Below are 12,487 nucleotides of genomic sequence, written 5' to 3' on the forward strand. Positions count from 1 at the left end.
GCTCCGACGGGCCATGTCGTGCCGGTGCGCGAGGTCAGGCTGTCGGCAGGTGCCGGCTTCGTCGTTGCCATCTGCGGCGAGATCATGACCATGCCCGGCCTGCCCAAGGCCCCATCGTCGGAAAAGATCTTCCTCAACGAACAGGGTCAGATCGAGGGCCTGTTCTGAGATCGGCCAGAAATTCGCGGCAATCGAAAGGGGCAAGGCTGCAAGGCCTTGCCCCTTTCTCGTTTCAGGTAGTCTCCCAGGCGGCCTTCATCGCCGACCCGAATATGCAAAAGCGCTGCCCGATCTCTAATCTGGTCGCCACGACCGGCAGGGCTTCCTCGTTCCCATGCGATTTCATCGCACTGTCATGCAGCCCCTCTAGGCATGCCCGCCATGAGTCCACGCATGTCGCGTGAGACCGGCAAGGAAAACTTCCATGACTACGCATAAAGGCAGCCTGTCGCGACGTTCGATGCTGAAAGGCGGAGCCGCGATGGCTGTTACGGCAGCCGTTTTTCCCCAGATCGTGTTCCGTGCGCAGGCGGCACCCGCGGCAGGTGAACTTGCCATGATCGCCGCGACGCCGAATTCGAACGGCGCGTTCGAAAAGCTCTACCTGCTCAAGGGCGACCCGCTGGCCGGACCGATCAAGGCGATCGTGACCGAAACGGGCGCGGCCGTGCCCATCTCAGGGCTGGAGACGGGCGAGCGCCGGCTGCTGCGGCTCATGCATTTCAACGACATGCACAACCACATCACCGAAATGCATGCGAAGAAGGGCGACACCCATGTCTTCTCGCAGATGGTCAAGCAGGTGAAGGACGCACGCGCCAACGCCGCCGTGGACGAGGTGGTCCTGTTTGTTTCCGGTGGCGACGATCACACAGGATCGATCTTCGACGAACTGCTGGGCTGGTCGCCCGACGAGTTCATCGCTGACGCCGGATATCGCGTCTATTCCGCCGGCGGCGTGGACATCGCGGTGCTCGGCAACCATGAATTCGACCGTGGCACGGAAGTGCTGAAAAAGGCCATCGCCACCGACGCCCGCTTCCCGCTGCTTTCGGCGAATGTCCATGGCTCGTCTTTCCTGAAGCGCGACGACGACTACGTTGCCGCTGCCATCGGCGAGGTTAAGGGGTTGCGCATCGGTTTCGTGGGCCTGACGACCTCCGTCGACACGCGCGTCGGCCAACCCGCCGACCCCACGCTTGCCGTTGCCAGCCCGCTTGAAGCCGTGCGGAATGTGTTGCCAGCGCTGGCATCGGTCTCCGATGTCATCGTTGTGCTGTCGCATTGCGGCTATGGCAGCGACCAGCACAAGAGCGGCAAGGCGGGCACCACCCGCACCGTCGGCGAAGGCGACTTCGCCATTGCCCAGGCCATCGCCCCGCTGACGGACAAGCCGATCGTCATCATCGGCGCCCATACCCACACCAAGCTCAACGCCGAGGGTATCGACACCGACAATGTCGTCGAAGGCGTGCTGATCACGCAGGCGCAGGCGCATGGCGCCTATCTCGGCGAAATCGCCATGTCGATCCGCAGCGACAACGGCCGCAAGGGCTGGTTCAGCTCGGTAGGCCTGCGTCCCACCAAGGTGCGCGACCAGCGTGTGAAGGCAGGCGAAGCCGGCTACGCGACCTTTGAGCAGGAAGCGGACTACGACGTCGACTTCGAACAGACGCACGTGGCGCCCCTGATCAAGGCGCTCGACACGCGGCTGAACGAAGTCATCGGCCAGGTTTCGGACGACACGCTCGTTTCGAATGAACGCACCTTCGCCGACCGCTATGTCGGCGAGACAGCCCTTGCCAACTTCATGAACGACGCGCTGGTCCGGCGCTCCGAGAACTTTCCCAGCGGTCGCATCGACGTCGCGCTGTTCAATGCGTCGGGCCTCACCTCTGGGCTGCCACAAGGACCGCTCAGCTTCCGCCAATGGTACGATGTGATGCCTTATGCCGATGGCGTGCATGTGGCGACGATGACCGGTGCCCAGATCCGCGACATGCTCCAGAGCAACGCCAAACGCGTGCTGCGGCCGGAAGAAGTGAGCAAGGTCGACACGTCAGCCTTCGTTTCGCGCGGCTTTCTCCATTTCTCGTCCGCCGTACGCTATACGATCAAGCTAAACGCATCGGCCGCCGAGGCCACGGCGACGGCTATCACGATCGCGGGCAAGCCGATCGAGGACGTGCTCGACCAGCAGTTCAAGATCGCGTTCAACACCTATGTCGCGCTGGGCGGTTTTGGCGAAGCCTGGAATGGCAAGCCGATTGGTGGCGAAGTGCCCGGCGAGATTCCGAGCATGGATCTACGGGGCTTGCCGTTCGATCACACCGGCATGGTCTACCGCAACGAGGTCGTTGCGCTCATTCGCCAGGTAAAGACCGTTGGCCCGGACACGGGTCTGACACTGGATCAGCGGGTACGGATCGAAGCATAACCATAGCCGGAACATATCAGCCGCCGCGACTTGTCGCGGCGGCTGACCGCCTTGGGGGTTGCCTCAGAAGATCGCGTTCACCGGCAGGCCGAGCGCCATCGCACCCGCATAATGCGCCTGCGGGCCTGACTGCAACGGATGGAAGCGTGCGCCCTGCATGTCGCGGAAGCGGCGCTCCAGCCCCTTTTCGCGATAGAAGGACGAACCTCCGGCCAGTTCCATCGCCAGGTCGACGACCTCAAGCCCGTGACGTGCGACCAGCGAGCGGCCCATCATGACGTCATTGACGCTTTCCGCAGACGGCATGTTGCGCTCGACCGTCTCGACCATCGAACGGTGGGCAAGCTGGGCGGCACGCAAGGCCGTCTCCATCCGACCGGCCAGGCTGAGCATGCTCTCGCTTGCGGGCTTCTTCTTCGCGATCTCGATGGCAATGTCGCGCGCGCTTTCGGCGACGCCGAGATAGACGGCGTAGATCAGTGGGAAGGCGATCGTGGCGATGATCTGGAAGACCGGATGCCATTGCCCCGGCTGCCGGGAAAAACTGACCGCCGTATCGGGCACGAACAGCCCGTCGATGACGACATCGTTGGAGCCGGTGCCGCGCATGCCAAGCGTACGCCAGTTGTCCATGACGCTGACTTCCGGCGCCCGCATGGGCACGCCGAAGTGGATGACATGCTCCTTGCCGTCTTCACCCTGGTGGATCGCGCCGGTCGTCAAGATGTCGCCGGCCGCAGCGCCCGAGGTGAAAACCTTGCGCGCGGTGATGCGGTAGCCGCCTTCGACCTTTTCGGCCTTGCCCGAACCACCGATCCAGTCCGATCCGCCACTCGACAACAGGATCAGGTTTTCCGCAGCGACGCGCTTGAGCAGCGGTTCGACCGCGGCCACATTCTGATGCCGCCAGCGCCACGCCGGGATCGCCACCTGATGCGTGTGCATGGCAAAGGCGAGCGCGGTAGAGCCGCATGCACGGGCCATGATGCGCAGCATCTCGCAGAGTTCCGTGGTTTCGGCGCCGCCACCGCCAAATTCAAGCGGTACGCCCGCCTTGACGAGGCCGGCGCCCTTCAAAAGCACGTAGTTTTCAGCAACGAAGCGGTCACTGTCATCGAATTTCTGGGCTCGTTCGGCGAGCGCGGGCGCCAAGTCGTGCGCGATGCCTATGACGTCGGCCGGCATGACACCCGTCACGCTGGCAGCAGCCAGCGCAGAGTTCTCAAGACTTCCCATCAAGTCGTCTCCTGGTTGACCGGCAGGTCGAGCGCAGGATCGCTCCTGAAAGCGTTGCCGTCCAGTTCAGGAAGTGAACCGGTGCGCAAAGGCGGCATTTGCGCTATAAGGGCAAGGTATTTGCTGGTGACACAGATGAGCGATCGTGGCGGATACAGCCAGTTTTGCCCTGTTTCGATGGCCTCGGAGGTGCTTTGCACCCGCTGGACCACGCTTGTCGTGCGCGAAATGCTGATGGGCTCCAGCCGCTTCAACGACTTGCGGCGCGGCGTACCGAGAATGTCGCCGGCCCTGCTGTCCAAGCGCCTGAAGGAACTGGAACGCGCCGGCGTGGTTCAGACCGACCGGGGCGCTTCGGGCAGCGTCGAATACCGCCTTACCGAGGCTGGCGAAGATCTGCGCCCGATCATCCTTGGCCTTGGCGACTGGGGTCATCGCTGGGTCGAATCCCAGCTAACCCTCAGGAATCTCGACCCTTCCCTTCTGATGTGGGACATGCGCAGGAACCTCAACCCCAAGCCCCTGCCGCCCAAGCGCTGCACGATTCATTTTCTGTACCCCGAATTGCCGGCGGCGCAGCAGAACTGGTGGCTGGTCGTCGATGACGGTGCTGTCGACCTGTGCAATTCCGATCCCGGCTTCGAGGTCGATCTCAGGGTGATGGGTTCGCTGCGCAGCATGACATCGGTATGGATGGGGCTGAGCGGACTAAGCCAGGAGATCGATTCCGGACAACTGGAACTCGATGGCGACAACAAGATCGCCCGCGCCATGCAAGCCTGGCTCGGCCTCAGTACCTTCGCGTCGGTGGCAAGGCGCGTGCCCTAGTTCGGCGCTTCCGCCATTTCCGCCCAGGCCTGGTACTCCATCATCAGCGGCTCAAGTTCCTCCATCGCCGGAAACTCCGCGAAGCTCCTGACAGCGCCGGTTTCAGCGAAGGACAGCTTGGTGCTCGTAAAGGTTTCCATGAACGGTCGGAACCAAGCCGTTTCCTCCAGCATGGTCGGCCGTACATTGACGAACCAGTCCACGCCCGCAACGCGCGTGAACATCCACGTCTTGCAGTGATCGCAGAACTGATGGTGCAGGTCCGCGCCATGCGGTCCGCCGATGACGGTCTCGCCCTTGGTCACCGCAAACCCATCCGCCGGCACCATCGCTGTCAGCGAATAGGCCGACGACGACATTTTCTGGCAGCCCGGACAATGGCATGCAGCGGTGCAAATAGGTGGCCTCGACACCTCGATCTCGACCCGGCCACAGCGGCAGGCGCCTTTGAGCGGAAGCGGAATGGACGACATTGCTGGCTCCTTGTCTGACACGCCGCGATCATGCGATCCCGGCGCGTCGATGCATAGGGCCAGAAGTGCCGATGCCTCTCCCCCTGTCGAGGGAGAGGCTTTGCGATGCGGGGTTAGGCGGCGACCAGTTCGCGGGCCTTGAGCAACTCGACGCAGGCACTGGCTGCTTCCCTGCCCTTGACCTTGAAGTGGTCGAAGAAGAAGCGATGATGCTCGGCGCTGTCATGGTAGTTGTGCGGCGTGAGCACCGCCGACAGCACCGGCACGCCGGTCTGAAGCTGCACGTTCATCATGCCGTCGAGCACCGCCTGCGCCACGAATTCATGGCGGTAGATGCCGCCATTGACGACGAAGGCAGCGCCGAGGATCGCGGCATAGCGGCCGGTTTCGGCGAGGGTCTTGGCAAATAGCGGGATTTCGTAGGCGCCCGGCACGTCGAAGACGTCGACGGCGATGCGGCCTTCGCTGAGCTTCCCGATGTCGGCGACGAAGGCATTGACGCATTCGTCGACGATGTCGGCATGCCAGCGTGCACGGATAACGGCAACACGGCGGGTAGTGAAGTCTTTCGGGGATTGCTGATTCATGGGTCCATCCTTCCGTTTCGAACCAGAATCAGGACGCACGAGACGGAATCCCGGCAGCATGCGCTACCGCTTTCCCGTTCGTTCTCTTCCATCCGGACTATGACCGTCGGCTCCGGAGTCACACCGGATCTGCTGACCCTTCCCCTTCGGGAAGGCGCTCGCGGGCTTGGGTTCGAAAACCCTTACCGCCGGTGGGGACTTTCACCCCGCCCTGAGAACATTAACGCTTCCGATATGGCGGCGTCGGGTGCGGCTGTCAATCACAGGAATAATAGTTTCCGCCTACCTGGCGATCGGCCGTGCCGGGTTGCCGACCACTGTGGTATTGACGGCCACATCCTTCGTGACCACCGAACCAGCGCCGACGATCGCATCGTCGCCGATGGTGATGCCGCCCAGCAGGATCGCGCCGCCGCCGATCCAGACATTTTCGCCGATCTCGACCGGACGGCCGATCTCGAGGCCGGCGCGGCGTTCGGCAGCATCCTTGTGATGCTCAGGACAATAGATCTGAACGTTCGGGCCGAGCATCGTCGCCTTGCCGATGCGAACGGGAGCTGTGTCCAGGATGGTGCAGCCGGCATTGAGGAAGACGCCCGCGCCGAGATGGATGTTGAAGCCGTAGGCACAATGGAATGGCGCTTCGATGCGGGCGCCCTCACCAGCCGAACCGAGCAGCGCACGCAGCATGGGCGCAATGTCGCCGCGCTCGGCAGGTGGCAGCGAGCGATGCTCGAAGACGGCATCGGCCGCCACCGCACGCATGGCGTCGAGTTCCGGATCGACGCAGTTGTACCACTCGCCCGCAGCCATCTTGTCCCGTTCGCTCAAAGCCATGGCACCATCCTCTCCTGGGCTCGTAGCAAGACTATAGAACAAAGGTCGCTGTTCCAGGCCACTGGTCAAACAGGCAAGCTGTGCTAGCCTGACGATCTGGCGGCGAGCCGGCAACTGGCGGACTGCACAAGCAGAGCATTTTCGGACCAGCTTCATCCAAAGGGGGACAACGGATGATCTACCTGCTCGCGCTACTCATCGGAATTGTTGCTGGCTTGAGAGCCATGACGGCCCCGGCGGCGGTCGCCTGGGGTGCTTATCTCGGCTGGCTGCCGCTCGCCGGCACATGGGCCAGCTTCATGGGGCACTGGATAACGGTAGCGATCTTCACCGCGCTCGCGCTCGTCGAACTGGTTGCCGACCAGTTGCCATCGACGCCTAGCCGCAAGGTGCCGCAGCAGTTCGGCGCCCGCATCGTGATGGGTGCGTTCTGCGGCGCGATCCTCGGCACTGCCGGCGGGGCGATGATCGGCGGGCTGGCCGCCGGCGTGATCGGCGCGATCCTCGGCACGCTCGGAGGCGCGGAAGTGCGAGGCCGTCTCGCGGCGGCCTTCGGCAAGGATTTGCCGGCCGCGCTCGTCGAGGACGTCGTCGCCATCGTTGGCGCGTTGCTGATCGTGGGTGCCGTGGCATGAGCACGCCCCGGAAGTTCGACGCCATCATCATCGGCGCCGGACAGGCGGGGCCGCCTCTGGCCGGGCGGCTGACCGCCGCGGGCCAGACGGTGGCGCTGATCGAGCGCAAGCTTGTCGGCGGCACTTGCGTCAACACCGGATGCAAGCCGACAAAAACTATGGTTGCCAGTGCTTATGCCGCCCATCTCGCCCGCACCGGCGCCAGCTACGGCGTCATGTCGGGCGGACCCGTTACCGTCGACATGAAGGTGGTTAAGGCGCGCAAGGACAAGGTAACCGTCGATTCGCGCGACGGTCTCGAAAGTTGGATCGCCGGGATGAAGGGCTGCACGCTCTATCGCGGCCATGCCCGTTTCGAAGGACCGCACGAGGTGCGCGTCGGCGACACCTTGTTGTCGGCGACACGCATTTTCCTCAATGTCGGCGGCCGCGCCAACATTCCCGACATGCCCGGCGTCAGCGACATCGACTATCTGACCAACACTTCGATGATGCAAATCGACTTCCTGCCGGAGCACCTCGTCGTTGTCGGCGGCAGCTATATCGGGCTGGAATTCGCCCAGATGTTCCGCCGCTTCGGCTCGAAGGTGACAGTGGTGGAAAAGGGTCCGCGGCTGATCTCGCGCGAGGACGAAGACGTATCCGACGCGGTGAAGGGCATTATGGAGAACGAAGGCATCGCGCTCCGGCTCAACGCCGAGTGCATCAGCTTCGCGCGGCACGCCGATGGCGTGACGGTGGGCGTGGATTGCACCAGCGGTGACCGAGCCGTTGTCGGTTCGCACGTGCTTTTGGCCATCGGCCGCAGGCCCAACACCGACGACCTGGATCTCGACAAGGCCGGCGTCGAACTGGACAAGCGCGGTTATGTCGTGGTCGACCAAGAGCTCCGAACCAGCGTGCCGCATATCTGGGCGATGGGCGATTGCAACGGCAAGGGAGCCTTCACCCACACCTCCTACAACGACTTCGAAATCGTTGCGGCGAACCTGCTCGACAACGACCAGCGCAAGGTTTCCGACCGCATCGAGGCCTATGCGCTTTACGTCGACCCGCCGCTCGGTCGCGCCGGCATGACGGAAGCGGCGGCACTCAAGTCCGGCCGCAAGGTGTTGGCAGGCGAACGCCCGATGACGAAGGTGGGACGCGCCGTCGAAAAAGGCGAAACTCAAGGCTTCATGAAGATCCTGGTCGATGCCGAAACAAGGGAAATCCTTGGTGGTTCGGTGCTGGGCACCGGCGGCGACGAGGCGATCCATGCGGTGCTCGACCTGATGTATGCCAAGGCGCCGATCGAAACGCTGCAACGCGCCGTTCACATCCATCCGACGGTGGCCGAACTGCTGCCGACCATCGCCATCGAACTGAAACCGCTGGACAGCTGAGCCCATCCTGGCAAGCGGATGGGCTCTGGCTTCAATGCTATTCGAAAGCCGCCCGCGCCTTGGCCTCCAGCCATTCGGCCATCTGCCGGTAAGGCACGGGGCCGTAGCTGATACGGGCGACGCCGAGTTCGGCCAGCTTGGCCTTTGGCGGCACATGCGCCAACGCGATAATGTTGACCGGCAGGGAAACAGCCTTGCACAGCCGACCGATCAGTTTCTCGTCACCGAGGCCCGGCGCGAAGAACCCATGTGCGCCAGCTTTTTCGTATGCCTGCGCCCTTTCGATCGCAGCATCGACAAGCTTGTCGCTGTGTTCGTCGTGCTTGGCCTTCAGGAAAATGTCGGTGCGGGCGTTGATGAAGGCGGGGATGCCGGATGCCTTGACGGCGTCGGCCGCTGCCGCGATCCGCTTAACCTGGACGGCGATGTCGTGCAGGCCGCTGCCGCCGACGATCTGGTCCTCGAAATTGAAGCCGACCACGCCTTCCGCCAGCGCCCGTGTCACCGTGGTGGCGACGGCTTCGGGCTCGACGCCATAGCCCCCTTCGAGGTCCATGGTGACGGGCAGGTCGACCGCGGCGACGATGCGGCGGATATTGTCGAGCGCAAGGTCGAGCGGGATCTTCTCGCCATCGGCGAAGCCGAAGGCCGCGGCCACCGGCCAGCTGCCCGTCGCAATCGCCTTCGCGCCGGCCTTGGCAACGATGTTGGCACTGCCCGGATCCCAGATGTTGTAGAGCACCACCGGATTGCCCTTCACATGAAGGGCATGGAAGGCCTTCGCCTTGTCGATCTGGGTCGTCATGAACTTGTCCTCGCGGATGGGATATGGAGGTGGGCAGCCTATCAGCGCTTCACCACTTCTCAATGGAGCACCGCTCTACTTCCTACCAGCCAGCGAAAAGTCGCTCAGCCACCATCCGGATCGGCGGCCAGCAGGCGCACTTCGAGCCGCTTCAGCATGCCAACAGCGATCTTCAGTTCGCCAGCGTCCTCGCCAGCCAGCAGCTCGCCGCGCAAACGCTCGAGAATGCGCTCGATCTCATCGACACGGGCACGTCCGGCATCTGTCAGCGACAGTATCTTGGCTCTACGGTCCCCAGGGTCGCCGCTGCGGGTGATCAGGCCGTCGGCAACGAGCAGGTCGACGATCCGGACAAGCGAAGGCCCCTCGAAGCCGAGATGATCGGCGATCAGGCCCTGGCGGATATTGTCGCCCAGTCGCGACAGCGCCACGAGCGGCATGGCGGTGGCATGCGACAGCCCGCAATCATCGAGCGCTCGATCGGCGGCACGCCGCCAAAGACGGGCGACGGACAGCAGGCTCTTTCCGAAATTGGCTTGATCAACGGCCCTATTGGACATTCGAGAAAGATAACATACTATCTATTAGGATGCGATCAGATTCTTGGAACGCGCATCGTGCCGCTGGAGGTCGAGTTCGATCTTCGGGCCGCTGCGCTGGCCGCCAAAGGCGGCGCCGGTTCTGTGCGGACGAAGGCGGGGAGACGCCCGCAGAGCACCGGCATGACGGTCGCAACTGCCGCCGCCCACAAGGGCGGCGGTAACGTGTTCATTCTTCGCAGGTAATCAAAATGGCAGCACAACGGACAAGCGGAGGCAGTGGCGGCTGGCTCCTGGTTCTATTTGGCCTGCTCATGGTCATCATCGGGGCTCCGCTCGTCTATGGCGGCGTCCAGCTGATCGGCCTTGGCGGCTCATGGTACTACGCACTCGCCGGCCTTGGCGTCATCGCCTCGGGCATCCTCTACATGATGCGCCGCAAGGCCGGCCTCTGGCTCTACGGCTTCGTCTTCCTCGCCACCGTCGGCTGGGCGCTGTGGGAATCCGGCCTCGAATTCTGGCCGCTGATCCCGCGCCTGGTCGCCCCTGCGGTCATCGCCATCCCGGCGCTGCTGCTTGCGCCGCTGTTTCCGTCCTCGGACGGCAAGTCGCGCAAGGCCGCTCCCTTCGCTCTGGCGGGCCTGCTCGTCGTCGCGCTGGCCGCGACCGGGTTCTACGCCTTTGCCCCGCATGGCGTGACGCGCAACGAGTTTGCCAAGGTCGAGCCCACGCCGTCGGTTCCCCCGGCCGCCGCGAGCGCCACCGACTGGCGCCACTATGGCCGCACCCCGGCTGGCACGCGTTATGCGCCGATCGACCAGATCAATCGCGACAACGTTGACCAACTCGAGGTCGCCTGGACGTTCCGATCCGGCGACACGCCTAGCGGCTCCGCGCAGGACCAGAGCACGCCGCTTTTCGTCGACGGCACGCTCTACACCTGCTCGCCGACCAATATCGTCAACGCGCTGAACCCGGACACGGGTGAAGTGAAGTGGACCTACGACCCCAAGGCGAAGTCTGTGCTCTGGCAGCGTTGCCGCGGCGTCAGCTACTACGAACCGGTTCCGGCTCCGGCCCAGGCTGAAGCACCCGCTCCAGCCGCGCCCGCCGACGGCACGGCAGCTCCGGCAGCCCCCGTCGTTGCGGCCTCGAACGCCTGTGCTGCGCGCATCGTCATGACCACCATCGACGCCCGCCTGATCCAGCTCGACGCCAAGACCGGCGAACTGTGCCAGGACTTCGGCAATGGCGGCATCGTCGATCTCAAGTCCGGCATGGGCGAGATCAAGGACGGCTTCTACTTCCAGACCTCCGCCCCGACCGTCACCCGCGACCTGATCATGGTTGGCGGCTGGGTCTGGGACAATGTCGAGACAGGCGAGCCCTCGGGCGCCGTGCGCGCATTCTCGGCCCGCACCGGCGAACTGGTCTGGGCCTGGGACCTCGGCAACCCCGCGATCACCAAGCTGCCGCCGGAAGGCGAAAGCTACACGCGCGGCACGCCGAACGTCTGGTCGACGCCAGCCTATGACGAAGCGCTCGGCCTCGTCTACCTTCCGACCGGCAATGCGACGCCCGACTTCTTCGGCGCGCATCGCTCGAAGGCCGCCGAGGACTACACCGCTTCGGTCGTCGCCCTCGACATCGCCACTGGTCGCGAGCGCTGGAAGTTCCAGACCGTGCACCACGACATCTGGGACTATGACGTTCCTGCCCAGCCGGCGCTCTACGACGTGCCCGATGGCAAGGGCGGCACGGTTCCGGCGCTGATCCAGCTCACCAAGCGCGGGCAGATCTTCATGCTCGACCGCCGCGACGGCAAGCCGATAGCCGAGGTCGAGGAACGCCCGGTGCCACAGACCGGCGGCGTGCCGGAGGACTTCCTGTCGCCGACGCAGCCCTATTCGGTGGGCATGCCGTCGATCGGCACCGAGCCCTTCACCGAGGCACGGATGTGGGGCGCGACGCCTTACGACCAGCTCTACTGCCGCATCGAGTTCAAGAAGATGCGCTACGAGGGCGAATTCACGCCGCCCGGCCTAACGCGCTCGATCATCTTCCCGGGATACTACGGTGGCATGAACTGGGGCAGTGCTGCGATCGACGAGGCCCGTGGCCTGCTGATCGTCAATGACATCCGCATGCCGCAGTTCGCCCAGCTGATGCCGCGCGAGGAGACCGACACCTATGGCGGCTCGGCAGCGCATGACGGCCTGTCGCAGCAGAAGGGCACGCCCTATGGCGCGCTGAAGAACGGCTTCATGTCGCCGCTCGGCGTTCCTTGCCACCAGCCGCCCTACGGCACCTTCACGGGCATCGACCTGAAGAGCCGCCAGATCGTCTGGCAGGTGCCGGCCGGCACGCTTCAGGATACCGGCCCGCTGGGCATGAAGACCGGTCTCCAGATCCCGATCGGCATGCCGACGCTGGGTGGCCCGATCGCCACTTCCGGCGGCGTCGTCTTCTACGCCGGCACGCAGGACTACTACCTGCGCGCGCTCGACGTGGAGACCGGCGAAGAGCTGTGGAAGGGCCGCCTGCCCGTCGGCGCCCAAGCCACCCCGATGACCTTCGTGTCGCCCGACAGCGGCACGCAGTATGTCGTCATCTCGGCCGGCGGCGCGCGCCAGTCGCCCGACCGTGGCGACTACGTCGTCGCCTACAAGCTGTCCAAGAAGAACTGAGTTCCAGGGTATCGACATCCGAAGGGGCGCTTCGTGCG

Annotated in this window: 13 protein-coding genes and 1 riboswitch; of the genes, 7 read left to right on the plus strand and 6 right to left on the minus strand. The window is 64.1% G+C overall.

From position 1 onward, the window contains the following. Together C8K44_RS08940 and C8K44_RS08945 are read left to right on the plus strand one after the other, a co-directional pair. Positions 1 to 168, plus strand: a 168-nt coding sequence (locus C8K44_RS08940; protein ID WP_146203921.1) for a formate--tetrahydrofolate ligase, incomplete at its 5' end; no start/stop codon positions are given. A gap of 256 nt (positions 169 to 424) precedes the next feature. After that, entirely contained in the window at positions 425 to 2,437 is a 2,013-nt protein-coding gene (locus C8K44_RS08945; RefSeq protein ID WP_109575444.1) for a 5'-nucleotidase C-terminal domain-containing protein, read from the plus strand. Between the two features lie 63 nt (positions 2,438 to 2,500). On the opposite strand, the gene C8K44_RS08950 is transcribed toward C8K44_RS08945, so the two are convergent. Next, entirely contained in the window at positions 2,501 to 3,622 is a 1,122-nt protein-coding gene (locus tag C8K44_RS08950) for an acyl-CoA dehydrogenase family protein (protein WP_109575685.1), read from the minus strand. Between the two features lie 186 nt (positions 3,623 to 3,808). Here C8K44_RS08950 and C8K44_RS08955 point away from each other — a divergent pair, with 186 nt between their 5' ends. Continuing rightward, the gene (locus C8K44_RS08955) at positions 3,809 to 4,501 is read left to right on the plus strand and encodes a helix-turn-helix domain-containing protein (protein WP_109575686.1); all 693 of its coding nucleotides are present in this window, start codon (positions 3,809 to 3,811) and stop codon (positions 4,499 to 4,501) included. On the opposite strand, the gene C8K44_RS08960 is transcribed toward C8K44_RS08955, so the two are convergent. From C8K44_RS08960 to C8K44_RS08970, 3 genes are all read right to left on the minus strand, one after another. After that, complete coding sequence (locus C8K44_RS08960) at positions 4,498 to 4,974, minus strand: GFA family protein (RefSeq protein ID WP_109575445.1); 477 nt, start codon at positions 4,972 to 4,974, stop codon at positions 4,498 to 4,500. The genes C8K44_RS08955 and C8K44_RS08960 overlap by 4 nt on opposite strands. A 113-nt stretch (positions 4,975 to 5,087) precedes the next feature. Continuing rightward, positions 5,088 to 5,561 (minus strand): 6,7-dimethyl-8-ribityllumazine synthase, encoded by a 474-nt coding sequence (locus tag C8K44_RS08965; protein ID WP_109575446.1) that lies wholly within the window; start codon positions 5,559 to 5,561, stop codon positions 5,088 to 5,090. A gap of 76 nt (positions 5,562 to 5,637) precedes the next feature. Next, positions 5,638 to 5,784, minus strand: a riboswitch (FMN riboswitch). Positions 5,785 to 5,843: 59 nt separating this feature from the next. Continuing rightward, positions 5,844 to 6,398: a sugar O-acetyltransferase gene (locus C8K44_RS08970; RefSeq protein ID WP_109575447.1), complete on the minus strand. Its 555-nt coding sequence runs from the start codon at positions 6,396 to 6,398 to the stop codon at positions 5,844 to 5,846. A gap of 173 nt (positions 6,399 to 6,571) precedes the next feature. Here C8K44_RS08970 and C8K44_RS08975 point away from each other — a divergent pair, with 173 nt between their 5' ends. Both C8K44_RS08975 and C8K44_RS08980 read left to right on the plus strand, forming a co-directional pair. Beyond that, positions 6,572 to 7,033, plus strand: a complete 462-nt coding sequence (locus tag C8K44_RS08975; protein WP_109575448.1) for a DUF4126 domain-containing protein — start codon at positions 6,572 to 6,574, stop codon at positions 7,031 to 7,033. Continuing rightward, on the plus strand, positions 7,030 to 8,418 hold the full coding sequence (locus C8K44_RS08980) for an FAD-containing oxidoreductase (RefSeq protein ID WP_109575449.1): 1,389 nt from the start codon (positions 7,030 to 7,032) through the stop codon (positions 8,416 to 8,418). Before C8K44_RS08975 ends, C8K44_RS08980 begins: the two co-directional genes overlap by 4 nt. 37 nt (positions 8,419 to 8,455) lie before the next feature. Here C8K44_RS08980 and C8K44_RS08985 read toward each other — a convergent pair whose 3' ends face one another. Further along, on the minus strand, positions 8,456 to 9,223 hold the full coding sequence (locus tag C8K44_RS08985) for an isocitrate lyase/phosphoenolpyruvate mutase family protein (protein ID WP_109575450.1): 768 nt from the start codon (positions 9,221 to 9,223) through the stop codon (positions 8,456 to 8,458). 104 nt (positions 9,224 to 9,327) lie between these two features. Beyond that, complete coding sequence (locus C8K44_RS08990; protein WP_245417426.1) at positions 9,328 to 9,663, minus strand: MarR family transcriptional regulator; 336 nt, start codon at positions 9,661 to 9,663, stop codon at positions 9,328 to 9,330. Positions 9,664 to 9,672: 9 nt separating this feature from the next. Between C8K44_RS08990 and C8K44_RS27685 the strand changes: the two genes are divergently transcribed. Both C8K44_RS27685 and C8K44_RS08995 read left to right on the plus strand, forming a co-directional pair. Further along, positions 9,673 to 10,008 carry a hypothetical protein gene (locus C8K44_RS27685; protein ID WP_199227070.1) on the plus strand — a complete coding sequence of 112 codons (336 nt, stop codon included), beginning with the start codon at positions 9,673 to 9,675 and terminating at the stop codon, positions 10,006 to 10,008. A gap of 5 nt (positions 10,009 to 10,013) precedes the next feature. Beyond that, entirely contained in the window at positions 10,014 to 12,449 is a 2,436-nt protein-coding gene (locus C8K44_RS08995; RefSeq protein WP_109575452.1) for a membrane-bound PQQ-dependent dehydrogenase, glucose/quinate/shikimate family, read from the plus strand. The last annotated feature ends 38 nt before the right edge of the window (positions 12,450 to 12,487 follow it).

The sequence above is a fragment of the Aminobacter sp. AP02 genome (assembly GCF_003148805.1).
In the GTDB taxonomy this organism is placed as follows: domain Bacteria; phylum Pseudomonadota; class Alphaproteobacteria; order Rhizobiales; family Rhizobiaceae; genus Aminobacter.